The sequence below is a fragment of the Serratia marcescens genome, from assembly GCF_006715005.1.
GTDB classification, from domain to species: Bacteria; Pseudomonadota; Gammaproteobacteria; order Enterobacterales; family Enterobacteriaceae; genus Serratia; species Serratia montpellierensis.
Genome location: NZ_VFMJ01000001.1, coordinates 2,261,613 through 2,284,761 on the forward strand (window position 1 = coordinate 2,261,613; position 23,149 = coordinate 2,284,761).

23 protein-coding genes are annotated in these 23,149 nt (G+C 61.5%); 10 read left to right on the forward strand and 13 right to left on the reverse strand.

Translation table 11 applies throughout. The annotated features are described in order from the left end of the window. Window positions 1-40: 40 nt before the first annotated feature. From FHU12_RS10770 to FHU12_RS10780, 3 genes are all read right to left on the reverse strand, one after another. Window positions 41-1,042: a LacI family DNA-binding transcriptional regulator gene (locus FHU12_RS10770; protein ID WP_141969245.1), complete on the reverse strand. Its 1,002-nt coding sequence runs from the start codon at window positions 1,040-1,042 to the stop codon at window positions 41-43. Between the two features lie 72 nt (window positions 1,043-1,114). Further along, window positions 1,115-1,678: a HutD/Ves family protein gene (locus tag FHU12_RS10775; RefSeq protein WP_141969247.1), complete on the reverse strand. Its 564-nt coding sequence runs from the start codon at window positions 1,676-1,678 to the stop codon at window positions 1,115-1,117. Beyond that, a complete protein-coding gene (locus FHU12_RS10780; RefSeq protein WP_141969249.1) occupies window positions 1,678-3,048 on the reverse strand; it encodes a formimidoylglutamate deiminase in 1,371 nt (456 codons plus the stop codon). Before FHU12_RS10780 ends, FHU12_RS10775 begins: the two co-directional genes overlap by 1 nt. A gap of 180 nt (window positions 3,049-3,228) precedes the next feature. Here FHU12_RS10780 and hutC point away from each other — a divergent pair, with 180 nt between their 5' ends. The 4 genes from hutC (at window position 3,229) to FHU12_RS10800 (ending at window position 7,946) form a co-directional block, all read left to right on the forward strand. Continuing rightward, window positions 3,229-3,984, forward strand: coding sequence for a histidine utilization transcriptional repressor HutC (gene hutC / locus FHU12_RS10785; RefSeq protein WP_025302564.1), 756 nt, complete (start codon window positions 3,229-3,231; stop codon window positions 3,982-3,984). 157 nt (window positions 3,985-4,141) lie between these two features. Next, window positions 4,142-5,365, forward strand: coding sequence for an imidazolonepropionase (gene hutI, locus FHU12_RS10790; protein ID WP_141969251.1), 1,224 nt, complete (start codon window positions 4,142-4,144; stop codon window positions 5,363-5,365). Continuing rightward, window positions 5,362-6,165, forward strand: coding sequence for an N-formylglutamate deformylase (gene hutG / locus FHU12_RS10795; protein ID WP_141969253.1), 804 nt, complete (start codon window positions 5,362-5,364; stop codon window positions 6,163-6,165). Before hutI ends, hutG begins: the two co-directional genes overlap by 4 nt. Window positions 6,166-6,410: 245 nt before the next feature. Next, the gene (locus FHU12_RS10800; protein WP_141969255.1) at window positions 6,411-7,946 is read left to right on the forward strand and encodes a serine hydrolase domain-containing protein; all 1,536 of its coding nucleotides are present in this window, start codon (window positions 6,411-6,413) and stop codon (window positions 7,944-7,946) included. 3 nt (window positions 7,947-7,949) lie between these two features. Here the strand turns inward: FHU12_RS10800 and FHU12_RS10805 are convergent, their stop codons facing one another. Together FHU12_RS10805 and FHU12_RS10810 are read right to left on the reverse strand one after the other, a co-directional pair. Further along, window positions 7,950-8,480 (reverse strand): chorismate mutase, encoded by a 531-nt coding sequence (locus FHU12_RS10805; RefSeq protein ID WP_141969257.1) that lies wholly within the window; start codon window positions 8,478-8,480, stop codon window positions 7,950-7,952. Window positions 8,481-8,594: 114 nt separating this feature from the next. Continuing rightward, a complete protein-coding gene (locus tag FHU12_RS10810) occupies window positions 8,595-9,068 on the reverse strand; it encodes an anti-virulence regulator CigR family protein (protein ID WP_141969259.1) in 474 nt (157 codons plus the stop codon). A 441-nt stretch (window positions 9,069-9,509) separates the two neighbouring features. Between FHU12_RS10810 and FHU12_RS10815 the strand changes: the two genes are divergently transcribed. Further along, a complete protein-coding gene (locus FHU12_RS10815; RefSeq protein ID WP_025160261.1) occupies window positions 9,510-9,689 on the forward strand; it encodes a hypothetical protein in 180 nt (59 codons plus the stop codon). 55 nt (window positions 9,690-9,744) lie between these two features. On the opposite strand, the gene FHU12_RS10820 is transcribed toward FHU12_RS10815, so the two are convergent. Beyond that, a complete protein-coding gene (locus FHU12_RS10820) occupies window positions 9,745-10,626 on the reverse strand; it encodes a nucleoside-specific channel-forming protein Tsx (protein ID WP_070914894.1) in 882 nt (293 codons plus the stop codon). A gap of 357 nt (window positions 10,627-10,983) precedes the next feature. Next, entirely contained in the window at window positions 10,984-11,625 is a 642-nt protein-coding gene (locus tag FHU12_RS10825) for an HD domain-containing protein (protein WP_141969261.1), read from the reverse strand. 115 nt (window positions 11,626-11,740) lie between these two features. Here FHU12_RS10825 and FHU12_RS10830 point away from each other — a divergent pair, with 115 nt between their 5' ends. Then, window positions 11,741-12,721, forward strand: coding sequence for a GlxA family transcriptional regulator (locus FHU12_RS10830; protein WP_141969263.1), 981 nt, complete (start codon window positions 11,741-11,743; stop codon window positions 12,719-12,721). Window positions 12,722-12,723: 2 nt separating this feature from the next. Here the strand turns inward: FHU12_RS10830 and FHU12_RS10835 are convergent, their stop codons facing one another. The 4 genes from FHU12_RS10835 to FHU12_RS10855 all read right to left on the reverse strand — a co-directional run bounded on the left by FHU12_RS10835 (window position 12,724) and on the right by FHU12_RS10855 (window position 17,152). Then, window positions 12,724-12,996 carry a hypothetical protein gene (locus FHU12_RS10835; RefSeq protein WP_049272745.1) on the reverse strand — a complete coding sequence of 91 codons (273 nt, stop codon included), beginning with the start codon at window positions 12,994-12,996 and terminating at the stop codon, window positions 12,724-12,726. 73 nt (window positions 12,997-13,069) lie between these two features. Next, window positions 13,070-13,963, reverse strand: coding sequence for an aromatic amino acid DMT transporter YddG (gene yddG, locus FHU12_RS10840; RefSeq protein WP_141969265.1), 894 nt, complete (start codon window positions 13,961-13,963; stop codon window positions 13,070-13,072). Window positions 13,964-14,054: 91 nt separating this feature from the next. Further along, window positions 14,055-15,425: an APC family permease gene (locus FHU12_RS10845; protein WP_141969267.1), complete on the reverse strand. Its 1,371-nt coding sequence runs from the start codon at window positions 15,423-15,425 to the stop codon at window positions 14,055-14,057. A 308-nt stretch (window positions 15,426-15,733) separates the two neighbouring features. Further along, complete coding sequence (locus FHU12_RS10855) at window positions 15,734-17,152, reverse strand: glutamine synthetase family protein (protein ID WP_141969271.1); 1,419 nt, start codon at window positions 17,150-17,152, stop codon at window positions 15,734-15,736. Window positions 17,153-17,371: 219 nt separating this feature from the next. Between FHU12_RS10855 and puuD the strand changes: the two genes are divergently transcribed. The 4 genes from puuD to FHU12_RS10875 are packed head-to-tail and all read left to right on the forward strand — an operon-like array spanning window position 17,372 to window position 21,491. Further along, entirely contained in the window at window positions 17,372-18,133 is a 762-nt protein-coding gene (gene puuD / locus FHU12_RS10860) for a gamma-glutamyl-gamma-aminobutyrate hydrolase (RefSeq protein ID WP_025302552.1), read from the forward strand. Then, window positions 18,130-18,687, forward strand: a complete 558-nt coding sequence (gene puuR / locus FHU12_RS10865) for an HTH-type transcriptional regulator PuuR (protein WP_016928041.1) — start codon at window positions 18,130-18,132, stop codon at window positions 18,685-18,687. The genes puuD and puuR overlap by 4 nt, the downstream gene beginning before the upstream one ends. Before the next feature lie 15 nt (window positions 18,688-18,702). Then, on the forward strand, window positions 18,703-20,199 hold the full coding sequence (gene puuC / locus FHU12_RS10870) for an aldehyde dehydrogenase PuuC (protein ID WP_141969273.1): 1,497 nt from the start codon (window positions 18,703-18,705) through the stop codon (window positions 20,197-20,199). A gap of 11 nt (window positions 20,200-20,210) precedes the next feature. Next, complete coding sequence (locus FHU12_RS10875) at window positions 20,211-21,491, forward strand: NAD(P)/FAD-dependent oxidoreductase (RefSeq protein WP_060660811.1); 1,281 nt, start codon at window positions 20,211-20,213, stop codon at window positions 21,489-21,491. A 43-nt stretch (window positions 21,492-21,534) separates the two neighbouring features. On the opposite strand, the gene budC is transcribed toward FHU12_RS10875, so the two are convergent. Further along, complete coding sequence (gene budC / locus FHU12_RS10880) at window positions 21,535-22,290, reverse strand: meso-2,3-butanediol dehydrogenase (RefSeq protein ID WP_025302549.1); 756 nt, start codon at window positions 22,288-22,290, stop codon at window positions 21,535-21,537. 315 nt (window positions 22,291-22,605) lie between these two features. Further along, a complete protein-coding gene (locus tag FHU12_RS10885) occupies window positions 22,606-23,034 on the reverse strand; it encodes a universal stress protein (protein WP_141969275.1) in 429 nt (142 codons plus the stop codon). Between the last annotated feature and the right edge of the window lie 115 nt (window positions 23,035-23,149).

A 23,149-nucleotide genomic window follows, 5' to 3' on the forward strand; every position in this document is an offset into this window, starting at 1 on the left:
GGGAATGAGCACCGGGCGCGCAACGACGCACCCGGTGCGCTTACAGCGAACCACGCTCCAACAGCGGGCACGGCACTTTCACCGTCTCACGCTGCTCCCGCTGCTCAATCACATGCAGCGCCGCAAGGCGGCCCAGCTCGTAATGCGGCAGCTGCACCGTCGTCAATGCCGGCAGGAACAGTTCGCCGGTGCCGACCATATTGTCGTAACCCAGCACCGCCACCTGTTGCGGTATCCGCCATCCTTGCGCCAGCAATACCTGATACACCAGAAACGCTATCCGATCGTTCCCGCACACCACGACATCGCAATCGCGCCTTCCTGCAGAGAAATGCCGCTCCAGCAGCACGACGCAGTCGCGATAGCTTTGGTCGCCGCCGCTCAGATCGAGATGATACTGCCGCAGCTGTTCAACATCGCGCCCCGCTTCGCGCCAGGCGCGTTCCAGACCGCGACGGCGCAGGCCCGCCGCCAGCGTATCCGCCGGTAAATGAATGCACAGCGGCGCGCGATAGCCTTTGGCGATCAGCGCGCGCGTGGCGTCATACTGCCCTTGCTCGTCATCAGGAATGTAGCTGGCGATCGAATGCGCCGGGCTGACGCAGTTGGCCAGCACCAGCTTTTTGTCCAACAGTTTGGCCGGCAATGTCACCTCACGCAGCCCCATCGTGGTGAAGATCACCCCATCCGGACGATGCGCCAGCAGCAGATCGACGGTCTGTTCGGCGTTGTCGTCGGCAAACAGGTTGACGACGAAGCTGTTCCAGCCTCGCTCGCGCGCGGTTTTCTCAATCGACAGGATCATTTCCACCGAGAATGGCGTCGTGGCGGTGTCCAGCGCCAGCACGCCGAGCGTCTGCACGCGATTTCCGTCACCGCGAATACGCCGCGCCGACAGATCCGGCACGTAACCCAACTGGTCGATAGCCTGTTTGACGCGGCGGTAGGTTTCCAGCCTCAGCTTGCCGGGTTCATTGATGGCGCGGGACACCGTCATCAGCGAGACTCCGGCAAGTTTTGCGACGTCTTTCAGCGAAGCCATGCGCCCTTCTTTATGATGATTAATGGGAAAAAGTGAATAATCCCATAACCGGGCGCAGGACTCTACTCTGCGTTAGCAGGCTGTGATGTTCGCCCACAGGAGAGCACCGTCGGCCGTCAGCGGCGCCACTTCACCACCCGCCGCCTGCGCCACCCACCAGACGCCCTCGCGCGCCCGCAGTTCGCCGCCCCCCGGCAGCGACCAGACCCCGCTCAGCACATACAGCACGCCCGCCTGGTTGGGTGACAGGGTGACGGGCGCGGTACTGCGCCGCACCTCGGCCGCCTGCCGGCCGCGGCGCGTCATGATGTTGAAATCCTGACTGGCGCCGCCCAGCAGCGTCGCTTCCAGCGCCACGTCGCCGGAGAACGCGAACGGTTCCCCGACGCGATCCAATTGATGGTCGATATGCCCGGCGCTGAACAGCCGCACGCCATCGCCTTCCAGCAAAGTGATCGAGCGGTCGATACCCGCAAAGGCGGAAAACGGCCCGTCCTGCGCGATGGTGGCAATGCTGGCGCGCCAGTCAAAATCCTGCGCGCCCGGCGGCCAGCTGACGATTTCACGGGTTTCCCCACCGCCGTTGCGCCACGGGCTGACCGGCAGCGCGGCGAAGTTAAAACGGGTCAGGCTCATTACGCCTCCTGCTGAAAGGTTTTCAGCACCTGCAGGAACTCGGCGCTGCTCTGCTGCTGCAGCGCGTGCCGCCCCTGCTCGATCACCTGCCGGCCGCCGACGAACACGTCGCGAATTTGCTCTTTGCCGCCGGCGAACAGCCAGCGGTTGAGGATCGAGGCGTCCGGCGCCGCCGCCAGATACGGGTCGCCGCCGTCCAGCACCAGCCAGTCGGCGCGATAGCCGCTCTGCAATCGGCCGATCGGCGCGCCGCACGCCTGCGCGCCGCCCTGCAGCGCCTGCAGGTACAGCACGTCGCCCACCGCCGACTGTTCCGGCGTCGTCAGGCGATTGCGACGCTGATCGCGCAGCCGCTGGCCGTATTCGAACCAGCGCAGCTCTTCCACCACGTTGAGCGAAACGTGGCTGTCGGAACCGATGCCCCAGCGCCCCTGCTGCTGCAGGTAAGCGTCGCCGGGGAAAATGCCGTCGCCGAGGTTGGCTTCGGTGGTCAGGCACAGGCCGGCCACCGCGCGGCTGCGCGCCAGCGCTTCCAGCTCATCGCGATCCAGGTGGGTGGCATGCACCAGGCACCAGCGCTGATCGACCGGCAGATGGTCATACAGCCAGGCCACCGGGCGCTGCCCGCTCCACGCCAGGCAGTCGTTCACCTCTTTTTGCTGCTCGGCGATATGAATATGCACCGGCAAAGTGCGATCCGACGCGGCCAAAATCTGCTGCATCTGGCCCAGCTCCACCGCACGCAGCGAATGGAAGCACAGCCCCTGATTCTGCAACGGACGATCCGCCAGCTGGCGGGCAATCACCTGCTGCTGGTGCAGATAGCTTTCGGTATCCTGGATAAAACGTTTCTGCCCCGGCTGCGCCGGTTGCGCGCCGAAACCGGCATAGCTGTACAGCACCGGCAGCATCGTCATGCCGATGCCGGCCTGATGTGCGGCCTCACTGAGGCGGCCAGTCATTTCACCGCGATCGGCGTAAGGCTTACCGTCGGCGTCGTGATGCAGGTAGTGGAATTCGGCCACCTGGGTGTATCCGCCCTTGAGCATTTCGATATACAGTTGACGGGCGACCACTTCCACCTGCTCCGGCGTCAGGCGCTGCACCAGGCGGTACATCAGATCGCGCCAGGTCCAGAAGCTGTCCTGCGGATTGCCCGCCACTTCCGCCAGCCCGGCCATCGCGCGCTGGAAAGCGTGGGAGTGCAGGTTCGGCATGCCCGGCACCGCGTCGCCGTGCAGCCGGATGCAGCCTTGCGGTTCAGCGTCGGCGGTAACTTGAGTCAGATAACCTTGCGCATCGACGTCCAGCCGGACGTTATGCGCCCAGCCCTCTGGGAGCAAAGCGCGTGGGGCAAAATAAGCAGGCATGGCAGTATTCCACGGTTGATGTAACGGCGAATGAGGCGCGGCGATGGCGCGCATTCAGGAATTTTTGGCGGTCGCCGGCAAGTTTCTGGCGCGACGGCCACTAGTTGTATATACATATACATACGCCGACATCAACAGTAAACTGGTGTTATTATTTTTTTATTTGACGAGGTTAACGTCGTGGCTGAACAACAGACCGTGTTACAACTGGCGGCTGCAATGAGCGATGCCCCCGCCCCGATCTACCAACGGGTCAAACAGGCGATCGTGAATCAAATTCGTGCGGGGCATTGGCAACCGCACCAGCGCGTGCCCTCCGAAAGTGAACTGGTGGCGGAACTGGGCGTCAGCCGCATGACCATCAACCGCGCGCTGCGCGAGCTGACCAGCGAAGGTTTTTTGATCCGCATGCAGGGCGTCGGCACCTTCGTCGCCGAAGCCAAGGCGCATACCGCGCTGCTGGAAGTGCACAACATCGCCGATGAGATCGCCGCGCGCGGTCATCGCCACAGCAGCAAGATCCTCGAGCTGAAGGCCCGCCCGGCCAGCGAGGAAGAGGCGACGGCGCTGGGCATTCAACCCGGCCAACGGCTGTTCTACTCGCAGATCGTGCATTACGAAAATGACGTGCCGGTGCAGGTGGAAGACCGCTGCGTCAACCCGCTGGTGGCGCCGGATTACCTGAAGCAGGATTTCGACCGCGTCACGCCTTACACCTATCTGACGCAGGCCGCGCCGCTGACCGCCGGCGAACACATCGTCGAAGCGGTGATCCCCACCCGGCGCGAAAGCGAGCTGCTGCAGCTGGAAGACCACGAACCCGGCCTGCTGATCCACCGCCGCACCTGGTCCGGCAAAACCGTGGTGACCTCGGCCCGGCTGCTGTACCCCGGCAGCCGTTATCAACTGTTCGGCCGCTTCACCAGCGAAGTCTGATCCCCGGCGGGCGCGCCCTGCGCCCGCATCTCCGCTGTCGATCACATCCTGATAACAAAATCTCTCCCGCCTCTTGTGACATCCCGGTGAATGCGTTAGGTTGTTTTTAATTGTATATACAACCATGTGGGAGCTGCGGCTCCGGCGGAGGAAAGCAATGACGTCTGAGATTCACTGTGACAGCCTGTGGCACGGCGCCGATATCGTCACCATGCGCGACGGCAACTATCACACCCTGACCGACGGCGCGATCGCCGTGCGCGATGGCAAGATCGTCTGGATTGGCGAACATGCGGCGCTGCCTCCCGGCCTGATCGCGGACGAAACGGTGAAATTCAACGGCGGCATCATCACCCCCGGCTTTGTTGATTGCCACACGCACCTGGTGTTCGGCGGCAACCGCAGCGGCGAGTTCGAACAGCGCCTGAACGGCGTAAGCTACGCCGACATCGCCGCGCAGGGCGGCGGCATCATTTCCACCGTGAAAGCCACCCGCGAGGCCGACGAAGCGCTGCTGCTGGAGCAGGCGCTGTTCCGCCTGCGGCCACTGCTGGCGGAAGGCGTCACCTGCGTGGAGATCAAATCCGGTTACGGCCTCAGCCCGGAGAGCGAACTGAAAATGCTGCGCGTGGCGCGCAAGTTGGGCGAGCTGCTGCCGGTCGAGGTGAAAACCACCTGTCTGGCGGCCCATGCGCTGCCGCCGGAATACGCCAACCGCGCCGACGACTACATCACTCTGGTCTGCGACACCATCATCCCGCAGGCGGCGGCCGCCGGCCTGGCGGATGCGGTTGACGCCTTCTGCGAGCATCTGGCGTTCTCACCGGCGCAGGTGGAGCGGGTCTTCGCCGCCGCCGAGGCCGCCGGTCTGCCGGTCAAACTGCACGCCGAGCAGCTCTCCGCCCTCGGCGGCAGCACGCTGGCGGCGCGCCATCACGCGCTCTCCGCCGACCATCTCGAATACGCCACCGAACAAGATGCCCGCGCCATGGGCGACGCCGGCACCGTGGCGGTGCTGCTGCCCGGCGCCTACTACCTGCTGCGCGAAACCCAGTGCCCGCCGGTGGAGCTGTTCCGCAAGCACCACGTGGCGATGGCGATCGCCAGCGACGCCAACCCCGGCACCTCGCCGGCGCTGTCGCTGCGTCTGATGATCAACATGGCCTGCACGCTGTTCCGCCTGACGCCGGAAGAAGCGCTGGCGGGTGTCACCACCCACGCCGCCAAAGCGCTGGGGCTGCAACACAGCCACGGCACGCTGGAAACCGGCAAGGTGGCGGACTTTGTTCACTGGCCGCTGTCGCGGCCGGCGGAACTGGCTTATTGGTTGGGCGGCCAGCTGCCCTGTACGGTGATTTTCCGAGGAGAAGTACGTCAATGACCATTCGCGATCCTTTTAGCTTCCAGACCGGCAGCCTGCCGCTGCTGATCAGCATCCCACACGCCGGCACGCAACTGACGCCGGCGGTCGAGGCCGGGCTGACCGACGATGCCCGCCCGCTGCCCGATACTGACTGGCACATTCCACAGCTGTACGACTTCGCCCGGGCGATGGGCGCCAGCGTACTGGTCGGCAACTATTCGCGCTTCGTCATCGATCTGAATCGCCCGGCGGACGACAAGCCGCTGTACACCACCGCCACCACCGGCCTGTATCCCGACGTGCTGTTCGACGGCCGCCCAAGCTTCCTGCCGGGCAAAGCGCCGACGGACGCAGAACGCGCCGGTTATCTGCAGCAGATTTGGCAGCCTTATCATCAGCAGCTGCAGGACGAGCTGGCGCGCCTCAAGGCGCGGCACGGCTATGCGCTGCTGTTCGACGCGCACTCCATCGCCTCGGTGATCCCGCGGCTGTTCGACGGCAAGCTGCCGGATCTCAACCTCGGCACCAACGGCGGTGAAAGCTGCGCCCAGGCGCTGAGCGATCGGCTGGTCGCCTGCTGCGAGCAGCAACAGCAGTACACCCACGTGCTGAACGGCCGCTTCAAGGGCGGTTACATCACCCGCGCCTACGGGCTGCCGCAGCAGCAACAGCATGCGATCCAGCTCGAACTGGCGCAGGTGAACTACATGTCCGAACAATATCCTTACGCGTTTGAACCGCAGCGCGCCGCCTCGCTGCAGCGCCTGCTCAAGCAGATGATTGAAGGCCTGTTGGACGGCGCCGCCAGACTCAACTGATCCCCCCTACAGGCGCCGCCGGGCGCCTGTTTCTCCCCTTGCCTTTAGCCGTAACGTCAGCCGCAATCTGCGCGCTATATCAAAGTTTCGCGTGATTCCCCACTGACTGGTCTAAACAGCGCACAAAACAGCGGCCGACGAAAAACGCACTGCGCCACAATCAGCCGAAAAGCCCGCGCTCATCGTCAGCGCCGGGCGGCGTGTGGCCGAGCTGGCCCGTTTCGAACCATCACTCTGGAGGCCCTATGTCTGTAACACCGTTAAACTGGCGCGCTGCCGGCGCCCTCGCCGAACAATTGCTGGCAGGCTGGCAGCGGCGTGGCGAACCCGGCGGCGCCATTACCCTGTTTGACGCCGAACAACTCCGCGCCACCGCCAGCGCCGGCCTGGCCGACCTGGCGCAGAATACCCCCTTCACCGCCGACAGCGTGGTGCGCTACGCCTCCGTGACCAAGCACATCTTCGCCGCGCTGGCGCTGAAGGCCACCGGCCGCGCCATTCGGCTCGATCAGCGCCTGGGCGAACTGCTGCCCGCCCTGCAGCCTGCGCTGGCGGACGTCACCGTCGGCCAGGCGCTGGACATGACCGGCGGCCTGCCTGACGTGCGCGAGACGCTCGGCCTGCTCGGCATCTCGCTGCATGCCGTCAGCGAGGCGCAGCCGGTCATGCAGTTTGTCGAAGGGCTGGAAAGATTGAACTACGAAGCCGGCAGCGAGATCGCCTACAGCAATACCGGCTATCGGCTGCTGGAGGCCGCGCTGCGCAGCAAAGGGTATGATTTCGACCAACTGGTGCAACAGCACATCGCCCGGCCGCTGCAGGTGCAGATGCAAGCACCGGAAAGCTGGTTCGACGTGGTGCCGGGGTTGGTGCCGGGTTACTGGCGTGCGCCGCAGGGCTGGCAACACGCCAGCGCAGGTCTGCACCTTTCCGCCTCCGGCAGCCTGACCGGCAGCCTCAACGCCCTCACCCGCTGGCTGCAAACGCTGCTGGCCGACGAGGGCCCGGGCCAGGGCGTGCTGACGCAACTCGGCGCCCCGCGCCGCCTCAATCAGGGCCAGCTCAGCGCCTATGGCCTGGGGCTGGCGCAGACGCCGCTGGGCCGCCGCCGCTTGCTCGGCCACGGCGGTTCCCACGCCGGTTACAAAACCTATTTCCTGCTGGCGCCCGATCGCCAGGTCGGCGTTGCGCTGGTGGCCAACCGCGAAGACTGTGACAGTTTCGGGATGGCTTTGCAGGTCATGGCGGCGCTGCTCGGCGAACCTTTGCCGCAGCGCAGCACGGCGATCCCCGACGGCCTTTACGCCACGCTGGCCGAGCCACACTGGCTGGAGGTCAAAGACGGCAACCTGGCCTATCTGGGCAGCGGTGAGCCGCTGTATCAGGGCGAGGACGGCTACGCGGTGTCGCTGTCCGCCCATATGCCAATCAAATTGAAGTGGACCGGCGAAGCGGTCGAGGGCGAAGTCGGGCATGTGGCGCGCCGTTTTCTGCCGGTCACGGCCAACGGCGACTGCCTGAAGCATGTGCAGGGATTGTGGTATCACCCGCACTACCGCACCGCCTTTGAAATTCGCGGCGATCGGGTGCATATCGGCGTCGGCCCGGCGGCGCAGACCGGCACACTCAGCCCGCTCGGCCAGGGCCGCATGCTGGTGGAGTGCCAGGACGGCCCGTGGTTAAAACGCTTTTGCCTCTATTTCCGCGGTTACAACGTGGATCTCATCGCCAACCGCAGCCGGATGCTGACCTTCCGCCGCAGCACCGTCGGCCGCGACTGACGCTCAGCGTGCGCTGCCGGTTTTGACCGCCAGCAGCGCATCCGCCAGCCGCCGTTTGTCGGCGGCGCTAAGATTCACTTGATCAACAGATGCCATAAACGCCGCCCGATCCGCCTCGCTGAGCGGGCCGGCACGCAGCCGCTCCGCCAGCTGTTGCAATATCTGGCTGCTCAACCGCGCAATCTGCAGGCGCACCTGCGCCAACGGGCGCGGCTGCCAACCGGATTCCGGGCTCGCCAACCAGTCTGCACGATAGCGATACTGAATCGCCTTGGCGGCGTCCATCTGCGCGGCGATAAAAGGCCGCACCGACGCCGGATCAAGCCCCAAACGCCCCGCCTCCGCCTGCGCGCTGGCCAACACCTTCGCCTCCTGCGCCAGGTCTTCGATCGGCAAATGCTGCTGGGCCTTGTAGCCGGCAACGTCTTTCATCAACGACAGCCGTTGGTTCACCCGCTCGCCGAGGGCGGTGGCGCCGTCCGCCAACGCCGGAAAACTGGTCAAACAACAGGCTATCAATAACGCCCTGAACATGGCACCACCCTTATGATGCAGTGAAAACGTAAGGCCTGAAGTTCACCACGTCCGCCCCGCGCTGGCAAATAAAAAGGCCCCGCCACAGCGGGGCCCGATAACGCTCGACAGGCGTTAGTCGAACACGCCGTTGATGACGGAGGCCACAATCGCGGTGCTGAGTGCGACCAGCACCAGATCGTCACCGGCAATACGCCACTCATACCCCGGGTACTGCGGCAGCTCACGCAGCATAGAGCGCGGCACCATTTTTTTGGCGATGCCCGGCGGCAGCGGTTTACCGCGCGCCAGATTCTTGGCGATGCCCGGCGGCAGCGAACGGTAGCCGGTCAGGCCATAGTTATGCGCCAGCGAACGGGCGCGATGGCGCGAGAGGTTGACGGTGATCAGATTGTCGTCGTTGCGATAAACGCCGCTATCATAAGGGTCTTTATTGCCTTTGTTACCGTGATTGCCGTTATTACCATGGTTACCGCTGTTACCATGGCCATTACCGTTGCCGCCCTTATCAGCCAGAGCCGGAGCGGATGACAACCCCAGCGACGCGATCAGCGCCAACACCGTGAGGGTCGTACGACGTTTGCTCATATTGTGTATTCCTGCGTGGGTGACGCTATTGACTATAGCGGGCCTTTCCCGGACGAAGTATAAGGAAAACTCCGAGATGATGGCGCGCGTGACGGCAGACGCGCCAAAATCTTGTTTTAACGCAAAACACCTCGAAAATGCCGATACTTACCTCAGATTTTTCTTGAAGAAAAATAAGCCTTGCGCTAGCGTGGGAAGGTAACAAAAAAGAGTTAGCATGCTCTTTTTCGTCGCACCTCAAATCTTATTCTTATCATCCATAATGATAATAGCGAACACTTCCCGCCTCTCCGTGCGGGATTCTTTTTCCCGCCGAAGTCGCCCTAACCGGGTGCTTTATGTTGAGATTTAGTTGCCGATAATTTACATTCGCTGTCTGAGAAACCTCAACCTCCCGCGGTGGCCAGGCTGGCAACGGGTGGGCGTTCAGGAGCAAAAGACGTGCAAATGACCCTCATGGAATACATCACTCGACACTTTAACGGCGATCTTCATCGTTACGCGCAGTCGGAAGGCGTCAGCCGTGAACAAATCATTAGTTGGATAAATAATGAATGTCACGTGATCAAAGGCAGGCTGTTTATGCCGGTGAAGCATCTCCCGGTCGAACAAGCCCAGTGATGACGAAAAAAAAACCCCGCCAAGCGGGGTTTTCTGTTTCTGATAGCACGGAAAATCAGAAGTTATAGCCAACCACGAGGTAATAACCCCAGCCGGTAGACTTGATCGGGCCCTGCGGGGTGCCGATATCCGCGCCATCCTGCCACTGGCCGCCGTTATGGAAATAACGCGCCACGAAAGAATAGTGCCAGTGATCGTAGTTCAGCGCCAAAATGTGGCTGGAGGCGATCGAGTTGCCGGTGCGCACCTGTTTGCCGGTGCCGTCAACCCAATGGCTGTCCTTGCCCAGATCGGAACCAAAGTCGAAGTTGGTGAAGCCAATGTAGCTCAGGTTGCCGCCCCACACCTGGGTCAGCGGCACGAAGTATTTCACCTTGAAGCGGTAACCGTCCCAGCTGTTCTCGTTGGCAGCCTGGTAGTTTTCCCACTGGTATTTGGCATAGATGTTCATCGACAGGCTCATCGGCAGGCCGGTGTCGATATCGGTGCCCAGACCCATGTACCAGGTGTTCTGACGGCCGTCGGCGTTGTGGCCCAGATCATAAATGTAGTTGTTGGCGAAGTACCACTCTTTGAACGGACCGAAGCTCAGATCGGTGCCGGTCAGCTTGTCGATGGAGAAACGCGGTTCGATCTCCATAAACATTGGGGAACCTTTGTCCCAGATGCCGCGATCCGGGGTGTTGCCCACGCCGAAGAACTTCGGCACGTCAACGTAGCCGTAGAAATCGAACCAGTCTTTCTTGGCGAAGGCTTCGTATTCGAGATACACGTCGTTATTCAGTTGCGGCCCGAAGCGGGTGTGGTAGCTGCCCACCACGTTGACGCTCTGGTGCCACCAGTCGGAGACATATTGACTGTCTTTGCTATCAGCCATTGATGATGCACTGTAAGACGCTGCGAGCAGTACACCTGCTGCGAGAGCTATTTTTTTCATTTTATTACCACATGCTTAAAGGGCCATTTCCTGCCCGTTTAGAAAAGATGACAATGAGTCTGCCGACACCTGGCGTTGTCTTCACACAGAAACTCGGATGACGCGCGCATTATAGAAACCACTGACTGTAAGAATCTGTGATCCAGTTACGCATTTCGCGAATAGGTAATCGATTGCGTTCACATTTGTCAAATTATGTTTCATGCAAATTCACATTCGCTGTGATTTTAGTCATGCACATCGATTTTTAGCGCAATTTTTGAGCCAACTGTCATCAACCGGCAATGGAGAGGAGTACAGCATTCAAGCGGGGAAATGCCGGCGAAAACTCGCCGGCGAGAGAGAAGCAGCAGCCGATCACGCTGGCCACATCGAACGACGAATGAGGCTGCAAAAATTATCGCGAACAAAGCTCGGTTCCTTATCCACCAGCACGTCCGCTTTGACGTTGCCGAAGGTACTGTCCGGCTTATGTCGAATCCCGTCGTAAAATGCCTGGATAATCGCTTCCTTGAAGTTTTCCCCACGGGGATGCATCGCCACTACCTGCTCTCGCAGCGCCGAGTCATAGCCCTGGTAATTGATCCCCAACACATCCATCTCTACCCCCGCCGTCACCAGCGCAATCAGCGGGTGCATGTATTCCGGGATCCCCGGCGTGGTGTGTAACGCGATCGCCGTCCATACCCGATCGATATCCTGACGGCTAACCCCATGCTCGCGTAAAAACTCGGCCGCTGCATCGGCGCCGTCCACTTCGAAGCGTTTGTCGCAGCTGCAATGATCGTGCGTCAGTCCCATATCGTGGAACAGACAGCCGACGTACAGCAGTTCAGGATCGTAAGCCAGCTTGCGCTGCTGCCCGGCCAGCGCCGCCCAGTAATACACCCGGCTGGAGTGGTGAAACAGCAGCTCCGATTCGGTGTCGCGCACTAACTCAGTTGCCTGACGCGCCATCGCGCTATCGGGCACGCAGATGCCGTTGAGGGTTAAACTCATAATTCTATTCTCCCGTTGTCTGGAACCCGGTCAGATTAGGCGTTACACTGAATGTCCTCAATCATCATTAATAAACGATTAAGGACATCCCCCATTCATCGGGATATCGCATGCCATGAGTAAAACCATCGTTATTCTCGCCGTGCCACAGGTGCAGCTGCTGGACGTTTCCGGCCCGCTGGATGTTTTCGCCGAGGCCAATCTGCAAGCCGGCTATACGGCCTATCATCTGCAGGTAGTCGGAAAGACGCTGGCACCGATCGTGTCCTCATCCGGCGTCAAACTCGTACCGGATCTCGCCATCACTCAATGGCGTGAACAGGCGATCGACACGTTGCTCATCGCCGGCGCACCGGGTATCGCCGACGGCCAAAGCGAAACGCGCACGCTGGACTGGCTACGCAGAGTGGTACCCCGCGCCCGCCGCTACGGCTCGGTGTGCAGCGGCGCTTTTCTGCTAGCGGAGGCCGGCCTGCTGGATGGGCGGCAAATTACCACCCACTGGGCGGTGGCCGACCAATTGTCTCGCCGCTATCCCCAGGTCTCGGTGGATAAAGACGCCATTTATGTGCGCGACGGGCGCCTGCAGACTGCCGCTGGCGTGACCTCAGGGCTGGATCTGGCGCTGATGATGGTGGAAGACGATTTAGGGCGTGAGATCGCACAGCGAGTCGCGGCCCAGCTGGTGATGTTTTTCCGCCGTCCCGGCGGGCAGATGCAATTCAGCTATCGGGAACAGGCGACCCTGGCCGGGCGCTCAATGCTGCAGGAAGTGCAACGCTGGGCGATCGACAATATCGGGTTGCCACACAACGTCGCCAGCCTGGCGGAACGCGCCGGCGTCACCCCGCGGCATTTCAGCAGGCTGTTCAGCAACGAGGTCGGCACCTCTCCCGCTAAATGGCTCGAGGAAGCCCGCATCGCCGAAGCGCGCAGGCTATTGGAACAAGGCGTATTGGCGCCAAAACAGGTGGCGGCACATTGTGGGTTTTCCAGTACGGAGCTGATGCGGCGGGCATTTATCCGCCGGCTGGGGGTAACGCCGGCGGACTATCGTAAAATGTTTCTCAGTAAACAACTGCGGCGCAAAGGCTGAGATCAGTTCACCGCCGGCACCGCCTTAGCGATGTTTTCCTGGCGGAACGCCACCTCCTCGCCGTTTTTCACCTCCCAGCTGGCGACCGGAATATCGGTCTTGGGCGCCGCCGCGACGACGGAACCGTAAATCAGCTTGTCGTCGCGACGCAAAATATAAACGTCGAGCTGATATTCATGCCGAAGATTCGCCGTGGTCAGGCGCACGGTATCGCCACGCTCATAATGATGCGCGTCGATTTCGGGTTGCTGAATAAATTGAATGTCGCTTCTCATCGTCGTCGTTCCTTCAGGCAATATGGCTAGTTAAATTCTAGTTCAACATTGCGCCGACGGCGGATAATTTCCGTTAATTTCCACGGGTTGCCCGCCAACAGATCAGCGAGCCGAGAGTCACCATCGCCACGCCCTGCCAGAAATTGGCGGTCAGCGAGGTGTGCAACACCAGCGCGGCGAACACCGCCGACAGTACCGGGGTAAAATAAGAGACGGTGGCCAGCAGCGTCATGTTGCCGTGCAGAATGCCAACGTTCCAGGCGGCATACCCCGCTCCCATCGCCACCCCGGCGCACAGCAGCGTTACGGTCACGCCGAGGCTGAACTGCATGCCGCTTTCCGCGCTGAAGACATACTTCAGCCACAGCGCCAGCGCGGTCAGCACGATGAACAGCACTACGCCGTTGCTGCCTTGGGCAATCTTCTTGGTCAGGTTGCAATACAGCGCCCAGATCACCGCGCCGCTGAACGCCAGCGTATAGCTGAGCGGATTGCTGCGCACGTTGGCCAGCATCTGCGCCGGTGACCAGCCGCCCTCGCCGCTCATGATCCAGCCGATGCCGAACAGCGACAGCAGCAGCCCCGGCAGCAGCCACCATTTCGCCTTTTGGCCGTTGAGCGCCAGCGCCATCAGCACGGTGAAACAGGGCCACAGGTAGTTGATCATGCCCACTTCTATCGCCTGCAGGCGGGTATTGGCGTAGCCGAGCGACAGCGACAGGCAGATCTCGTAGCTGACGAACAGCAGGCTGCCGAGGATGAGATAAGGCCGCGGAAAGCTGCGCCATTTCGGCACGCCGAGCGCCACCAGCAAAAACACCGCGCTGACGCTGTAGATCATCGCCGCACCGCCGATCGGCCCCAGCCCTTCGCTGACGCTGCGGATCAGGCCGACGACGCTGCTCCACAGCACAATGGCCAATAAACCGAACAGCGTGGCGCGGGTACGCGAGGGCAAAGCAGGCATAAGACAGGTCCAATGGGTTATTTTTTATCAGGTTTTTCACTCTACTGCCGCACGCGTCAAAAAGAAAGGCGGGAAACTCCCGCCTGTGAATTTATTGCTGCGGTTGCCGCTCGAGCTGCGGCGGCGGCTGGCGAAAGCGTCGGGTCAGCCAGGCCAAATAGCCGAAGCCCAGCGTCGCCCAGATAAGCCCCATGGTCAGCGAGCTCTTCTCCAGGTTCAGCCACAGCACCCCTACCGTCAGTGCCCCCACCAGCGGCAGGAACAGGAAGTTGAACCGATCCTTCCAGCTTTTGTTGCGCCCTTCGCGAATGAAGAAGTGGCTGATCACCGACAGGTTGACGAAGGTAAAGGCCACCAGCGCGCCAAAGTTGATCAGCGCCGTGGCCGTCACCAGATCGAACGACAGCGCCGACAGCGCCACCAGCCCGACCATCAGCACGTTCAGCGCCGGGGTGCGCCATTTAGGGTGGATGTAGCCGAAGAATTTCTCCGGGAACACGTTATCGCGCCCCATCACGTACAGCAGGCGCGACACGCTGGCGTGCGACGCCAGGCCGGAGGCCAGCGTATTGATAAAGGTCACGCACAGGAAGATCGATTGGAACAGCTTGCCGCCGACGTACAGCGCGATCTCCGGCAATGCCGCGTCGGGCTGGTGGAAGCGTTGAATGGACGGGAAAAACAGCTGAATGAAGAACGACACGCTGATAAAGATCACCCCGCCGTACAGCGCGGTCAGGAAGATGGCGCGCGGGATCACCCTGGCGGCGTCGGGCGTCTCTTCGCACAGCGTAGTCACCGCATCGAAGCCGAGGAACGAGAAGCACAGGATAGTGGCGCCAGTAATGATCGGCAGCAGGTGCGCATTTTCACTGAGGAACGGTCGTAGGCTCCACACCGTGCCTATCCCCTCGCCGTTGTGCAGGCCGCGCACCACCAGATAGATGAACACCAGAATGATCGCCACCTGCGCCAAGACGAACAGGGTATTGAAGTTGGCCACCAGATTGACGCTTTTCAGGTTGATGGCGGTAATCAGGATAACGAAACCCACCACCCACACCCAGGGCGGCACCTCCGGGAACAGCGCGGTCAGGTAAATTTTCGCCAGCAGCGTGTTGATCATCGGCAGGAACAGATAATCGAGCAGCGACGACCACCCCACCAGAAAACCGACGTGCGGGTTGATCGCCTTTTGCGCATAGGTATAGGCGGAGCCGGCGGTGGGAAACTGGCGCACCAGTTTGCCGTAGCTGATGGCGGTGAACAGCACGCCGGCCAGCGCCAGCAGATAGGAGGTCGGCACATGGCCGTCGGTGAGGCCGGAAACGATGCCGAAGGTATCGAACACCGTCATCGGCGTCAGATAGGCCAGGCCCATCATCACCACCTGCCACAGCTTGAGGGATTTGCGCAGCTGCGGTTTGCCCGCCGGGCCGCCGTCGATGGCTTTAATCGTCATGGCATTTCCCCTCTTGGTCCTCTGCTGTCAACCGTGCAACGTCATTCAGAGAGGCCGCAGGGAAACTGCTGCTCAGGCGGCGGGAAAAACGGGTTGAGATCGCTGTCGGGCGGCCGGCGACCGGCCCGTAGGCACTGCGGCACAGGCAAACGTCTGCGCAGGGGGATGACTGAGTCATGGTTATTTCCTCGTCGGCGTCCTGTACGCCGTGATAGAAGAAATTCTGTACCGCAGCGCGCAGCCTCGTCGGCCACAGGAGAGCCGATGAAATGCGCCGGACGCGCGCGGTCGTCGCAGAGTGAGCGGGATCAGGCGTTTTTCAACATCCACTCGATTTCGGTTTCGGTGATCAGGCGCTCGAACTGCACCAGCTCATCGGTTTTGCAGGCCAGGTAGACGTGGCTGAAGCGTTCGCCCAGCAGTGCATTGAGCACCGGCTGATGTTCGAATTCGTACAGCGCGTCGCTCTGGCGAATCGGGAACGGCAGCCCGTCCTGCTCCAGCCCGTTGCCGGTCACCGGCTCAGGCAGCGGCAGCGCGCTTTCCAGACCGTAAACGATGCCGGCCAGAATGGTCGCCATCACCAGATAAGGGTTGGCGTCGGCACCCGCCACGCGGTACTCCACGCGGTGGTTATCGCGATCGCCGCAGGGAATGCGCAGCGCCACGGTGCGGTTGTTATGCCCCCAGGAAGCCTGGGTCGGCACATACATGCCGGGCTGGAAGCGACGGTAGGCGTTGACGTTCGGCGCCAGCAGCGCCATCGAAGACGGCATCAGGGCGATCATGCCCGCCAGCGCCTGTTTCAGCAGCGCCGAATCTTCACCGTCGTCGTCGGCGAACACGTTGTTGCCCTGCGCGTTCAGCATGCTGATGTGTACGTGCATGCCGCTGCCGGCGTGCTCCTCATACGGCTTGGCCATAAAGGTCGCCTGCATGTTGTGGTTCTCGGCCACCATGCGCACCAGCCGCTTCAGCGCCAGCGCGTGATCGCAGGCCTGCAGCACGTCGTCGGTATGGTGCAGGTTGACCTCGAACTGCCCCGGCGACGCCTCCGCCACCGCGCCGTCCGCCGGAATGCCCTGCAAACGCGCCAGTTCGTCGATCTCGCTCAGCACGTCGGCGAAATGGTTGAGGTTATCGACGGAGTACACCTGGCTTTGGGTGTTGCGCTCTTGCGTGCCCGGCGCGCACGGCGGCTGCAGATAGCCCTCCGCGTCGCGTTGACGATCGATGAGATAGAACTCCAACTCTACCGCTACCACGGGGGAAAGCCCGCGCTGACGCAAACGCTGCCACACTCGGTTCAGCACATTGCGCGGTTCAACGTCAAAGGGAGTGCCATCTTCATCCAACATGGTGAGCAGCACCTGCGCGATATATTGCGGGTCCGCCGCCGACGGCATCAGCGTGCCCGGTACCGGCACGCACACGTGATCCGGCTCGCCCAACTCCTGCCCCAGCCCGGCCTCTTCCACCACGTTGCCGAGAATATCCATCGCAAATACCGATGCCGGGAAGTAACAGCCCTTCTCCAGTTTGTTCAGGCCGCCGACCGGGATGCGTTTGCCGCGGAAGCTGCCGTTCAGATCGGTCAACAGTACGTCGACATGTTGGGTTAACGGATAACGTTCCAGATACTTCTTCACTTCGCGCTGGAACGCGCTACTTCGTCTCTCTTCACTGTGCTGAACAAAGTTTTCCACTTCTACGATGTTGGTCTGCATGGTTCACCCGCCGTTTGTGTTTTGCTGTCGTCGATGTTTATTGACCGTCTTGTTCAATATAATGCCCACAAATGAAACGTAGATGAAACAAATTTGTTTTGCAAGTGTTACTTTTGGTTTGAATATTGCCCAATCGACTGCTAGATTTATAGAATATTGAACGAAATCGGCGGTGGAGAAGCTTATCGTTCATAATTTCGAACGTACCAAGGGGATAGCATGGACAATATATTTAACAGACCAGTCATTGGCGTCGTCATGTGCAGGTATAGGTTAAACGGGCACCTCACACAGACCTTGCAAGAAAAGTACCTGAATGCCGTTATCACCGCCGGCGGCTTGCCGATCGCCCTGCCACACGCGCTGGCGGAGCCGGAAATGCTGGCAGAACTGCTGCCGCGCCTCGACGGCATTTTGCTGCCGGGCAGCCCCAGTAATGTGCAGCCGCACCTTTATGGTGAAAACGGCGATGAGCCTGACGCCGATCCTGGCCGAGACGCGTTGAGCCTGGCGCTGATCCGCCAGGCATTCGACAGGCGCATTCCCCTTTTCGCCATTTGCCGCGGCATGCAGGAGATGGTGGTCGCCACCCAAGGCACCCTGCATCGCCGCCTGTACGAACTGCCCGAGCTGCTGGAGCATCGTGAAGATCACGACCTGCCGCTGGAACAGCAATACGCCCCCGCCCACGAAGTCATCGTTCAGGAAGGGGGGCTGCTTTCGCAACTGATACCGGATTGCAACAGATTCTGGGTGAACTCGCTGCACGGCCAGGGCGCCAAAACCCTGGGCGCGAGCGTTCGCATCGAGGCGCACGCCGCCGACGGGCTGGTGGAGGCGATCAGCGTGCGCGATCAGCCCTTCGCGCTCGGCGTGCAGTGGCACCCGGAGTGGAACAGCGACGAGTACGCCCTGTCGCGCCTGTTGTTTGATGGTTTCATTACCGCCTGTCGGAACTATCAAAAGGAAAAACGCCCATGAGCGACGTCAGCTTGGCACCGGGAAAACGTCTGTCGCAGATCCGTCAACAATTAGGGTTGTCGCAGCGCCGGGTCGCCGAACTGTCTGGGTTAACCCACAGCGCCATCAGTACTATCGAGCAAGATAAGGTCAGCCCGGCCATCAGCACGCTGCAAAAGCTGCTGACGGTGTACGGTCTGTCGCTGTCGGCGTTTTTCGCCGAGCCGGAAAAACCGGCTGAGCCACAGATCGTGATAGACAGCGACGACCTGATCGAAATCGGCAGCCAGGGCGTTTCGATGAAGCTGATCCACAACGGCGACCCGAACCGCACGCTGGCAATGATGATCGAGACCTACGAACCGGGCACCACCACCGGCGAGCGCATCAAACACCAAGGGGAAGAGATCGGCACGCTGCTGGAGGGCGAAGTGGTGCTGCAGGTCAACGGCCAGAGCTATCACCTGCTGGCCGGGCAGAGCTACGCCATCAATACCGGCATCCCCCACAGTTTCAGCAACACGTCGGCGCGCATTTGCCGAATTATCAGCGCCCATACGCCGACGACATTCTGATCAACGGAGCCACGCATGAACTTTCACCACTTGCAGTATTGGCAACAACGGGCGCAGGCCCTGAAGATTGAGCACCAGCTGTTTATCGACGGCCGCTACCAGCCGGCCGCCGCGGGGAAATGTTTCGCCGTGGAAGATCCCGCCGGCCGCCGTGAGCTGGCGCAGGTCGCACGTGGTGAAGCCGCCGACATCGATCGGGCGGTCAGCGCGGCGCGCGCCGCCTTTGAGCGTGGCGACTGGGCGCAGGCCGCCCCGGCGCAGCGCAAAGCCACGCTGCTGCGCTTCGCCGATCTGATGGAGCAGCATCACGAAGAGCTGGCGCTGTTGGAAACGCTGGACACCGGCAAACCCATCCGCCACAGCCTGCGCGACGACGTGCCGGGCGCCACCCGCTGCATCCGCTGGTACGCCGAAGCGATCGATAAGGTCTACGGCGAAATCGCCCCTACCGGCCGCGAGGCGCTGGCGCTGATCGAGCGCGAGCCGATCGGCGTGGTCGGCGCCATCGTGCCCTGGAACTTCCCGCTGTTGCTGGCCTGCTGGAAACTCGGCCCGGCGCTGGCCGCCGGCAACAGCGTGGTACTCAAACCCTCCGAAAAATCGCCGCTGAGCGCCATCTTGCTCGCTAAACTGGCGCAGCAGGCCGGGCTGCCGGACGGCGTGCTGAACGTGGTGCCCGGCTATGGCCACGACGCCGGCAAGGCGCTGGCGCTGCACCGCGACGTCGACGCCCTCACCTTCACCGGCTCCACCCTGGTGGCGAAACAGCTGATGATTTACGCCGGCGAATCGAACATGAAACGCGTCTGGCTGGAGGCCGGCGGCAAGAGCGCCAACATCGTCTTCGCCGACTGTCCGGATCTCGATCAGGCCGCGCGCAGCGCCGCCGCCGGCATCTTCTACAATCAGGGGCAGGTGTGCATCGCCGGCACTCGCCTGCTGGTCGAAGCGAGCATTGAGCAAGCGTTCCTGCAAGCGCTGCGCAAACACGCGGCGGCCTTCGTCCCCGGCGATCCGCTCGATCCCGACACGGTGATGGGCACGCTGATCGACAGCGGCCACTGCGAAAAAGTGGCCGGCTATATCGATCGGGGGCTGAGCCAGGGCGCCGCGCTGTTCCTCGACGGACGCGACCATCCGCAGGGCGACCACTCAGGCTACCTGGGGCCGACTATCCTCACCCAGGTGAACAACGCCATGAGCGTCGCACGCGATGAAATCTTCGGCCCGGTGTTGGCGGTGACCACCTTCGACGGCGAGCAACAGGCGCTGCAGCTGGCCAACGACAGCGACTACGGCCTCGGCGCCGCGGTCTGGACCCGCGATCTGGCGCGTGCGCACCGCATGGCGCGCCAGCTGAAAGCCGGCACGGTATTCGTCAACAACTACAACGACGGCGACATGACCGTGCCGTTCGGCGGCTACAAGCAGAGCGGCAACGGCCGCGACAAATCGCTGCACGCGCTGGACAAATTCACCGAATTGAAAACCACCTGGATCTCGCTGGAATAAGGGCTTATCTCATGACTGAACACGTAAAAAGCTACTATGCGGCCACGGCCAACGCACATCAGCCCTATCCGCAACTGAATGAATCTATCGAGTGCGACGTCTGCGTGATCGGCGGCGGCTATACCGGACTCTCCTCCGCGCTGTTTCTGGTGGAAGCCGGCTATAACGTGGTGGTGCTGGAAGCGGCGCGCATCGGTTTCGGCGCCAGCGGCCGCAACGGCGGCCAGTTGGTCAACTCTTACAGCCGCGACATCGATGTGATTGAAGAGCGCTACGGCGCGGAAAGCGCCCGCCTGCTCGGCAGCATGATGTTTGAAGGCGCGGAGATCATTCGCAGCCGCATCAGCCGCTACGCCATCGACTGCGACTACCGCCCCGGCGGCATCTTCGCCGCGCTGAACAACAAGCAGTTCCATGCGCTGATCGAGCAAAAGCGCAACTGGGAACGCTACGGCAATACCCAGCTCGAGCTGCTCGATGCGGATCGGCTGCGCCAGGAGGTTGCCAGCGATCGCTACGTCGGCGCGCTGCTCGATCACAGCGGCGGCCACATCCATCCGCTTAACCTGGCGCTGGGCGAGGCCGAGGCGATCCGCCTGCAGGGCGGGCGCATCTTCGAACAATCGGCGGTGACGAACATTCGCCACGGCGAACCGGCGCTCATCAGCACCGCCAACGGTCAGGTGAAGGCGCGTTTCGTCATCGTCGCCGGCAATGCCTATCTGGGCGACAAGCTGGAGCCGCGGCTGGCCAAGCGCAGCATGCCGTGCGGCACCCAGGTGGTGACCACCGAGCCGCTGGCGCCGGAGATCGCGCAGGCGCTGATCCCGCAGAACTACTGCGTGGAGGACTGCAACTACCTGCTGGATTACTACCGCATCACCGCCGATCATCGTCTGCTGTACGGCGGCGGTGTGGTGTATGGCGCGCGCGATCCGGACGACATCGACAATCTGATCCGGCCAAAATTGCTGAAGACCTTCCCGCAGCTGAAAGGGGTGCGTATCGACTATCGCTGGACCGGCAACTTCCTGCTGACGCTGTCGCGCATGCCGCAGTTCGGCCGGCTGGAGAATAACGTGTACTACATGCAGGGCTACAGCGGCCACGGCGTAACCTGCACCCATCTGGCGGGCAAGCTGATTGCCGAACTGATGCGCGGCGACGCCGAACGCTTCGACGCCTTCGCCAAGCTGCCGCATCTGCCGTTCTTTGGCGGGCGCAATCTGCAGATCCCGTTCACCGCCATTGGCGCGGCCTACTACACGCTGCGCGACCGCATCGGCGTCTAAAACAACCGGCCCGGTCATCCTGACCGGGCCTGGGCGCTAACGCTTAAACGATCTTCGGTTGGCCGTCCGAGGCGGTCGCCCCTCCATCGACCGGAATGTTGGCGCCATTGATAAAGCTGGCGTCGTCGCTGGCCAGAAATGCCATCACCGCCGCCACTTCTTCCGGCTCCGCCGCACGCCCCAGCGCGATGCGCTCATTGAACTTGTCGCGGATCTCCTGCGGCCAACCGTTGGTCATGTTGGTTTTGACCAGGCTCGGGCAGACCGAGTTGATGCGCACGCCGTCACCGCCGTGATCCAGCGCCATGGCGCGCGTCAGGTTGACCACCGCGCCTTTCGCCGCGCAGTAATAAGCCGCGCCCCAGTCGCCGCCCAGGCCGGACACCGACGCGGTATTGACGATACAACCTTTGGTTTTCAGCAGGTGCGGCAAGGCGAATTTGGAACAGAACACCACGCCGTCGATATCGACCCCGGCGATGCGGCGCCAGTCGTCGACGCTGGTTTCCAGCACGCTGCCCGCCACGTGTACGCCGGCGTTGTTCAGCAAGACGTCGATGCGGCCCAGTTTTTCCGCCACCTCGTTCATCATTTTTTCAACCGCGACGTGATCGGAGACGTCGATATGTACCGCCATCGCCCGGCCCTTCGGCAGCGAAGCGGCGACCTTATCTACCGCCTCTTTGGCCCAGTCGGCCAGCACCACGATGGCGCCTTCGGCGGAGAAACGCCGCGCCGCCGCTTCCCCCATACCGTTGCCCGCACCGGTGATAACCACGACTTTATTGTCAAAACGCATGAGACCTCCTCCATGTGAACGTATTTATATAAGTCATACAAATCTCATTACCCCGAGGATAAGACGCCCCTCCCCTGAGAGCCAGTCAAAACGTGCGGTTTATTAACCAAAATGAGGTATGTCAGTGATTTCAATGCGCTGGATTAACCTTTATCGGATTTTGGCCAACATATTGATGGATAAAATAAAATTACGGTGAGTCACTATTCGTCAGGCGGATTGTCAGCAAGCGGGATTATTGCGGAAAGGCAGTTATGGCCACTCAGAGATAAGTGATGTGAATGAAAAACGGCAGCCGCCCGCAGGCGGCCGCGACTATTTTTTCTCGATGGGGACAACCAGCAGATCGACGTTCAGTTCGTTGATCGCCTGACGCGCCGAAGAAACCAGCCGGCTCCAGACATCGTGATGGTGGCCGAAGATCACCAGGTCGAACCCTTTTTCCTTCGCCACCCGGTTCAGCTCTTCCGTAAACGCGCCGCGGCTGACGATCACCTCTTCGACCGGGTAGGACGACTGCCCTTTGATCGCATTGAGCATATTCTTCACCCGCTCCGAAAAGGTGCGATCGGTGTAGTTGTAATCGCCCACGCCCAGATCGACGTAATAACCGGCGCGGTGGATGTCGATATAGATCAGGGAAAGTTTAGCCTTGAGCGCAGCGGCCAGTCTGGCGCCTTTGCCCAGCAGGAACTCGGCGTCTTCGCTGAGATCCGTGGCGACAACGATATGCCGGTAAGCCATGATGGCGGCCCTCCTCGTCAACTCCGTAAACAGGATGGCGCTCCTTGCCGCATGTTTCTCATGCATCTTAAGTTTAGCCCAGCGCGGGTTCGCTCGCCTGCCGCGCCGTCGTTCC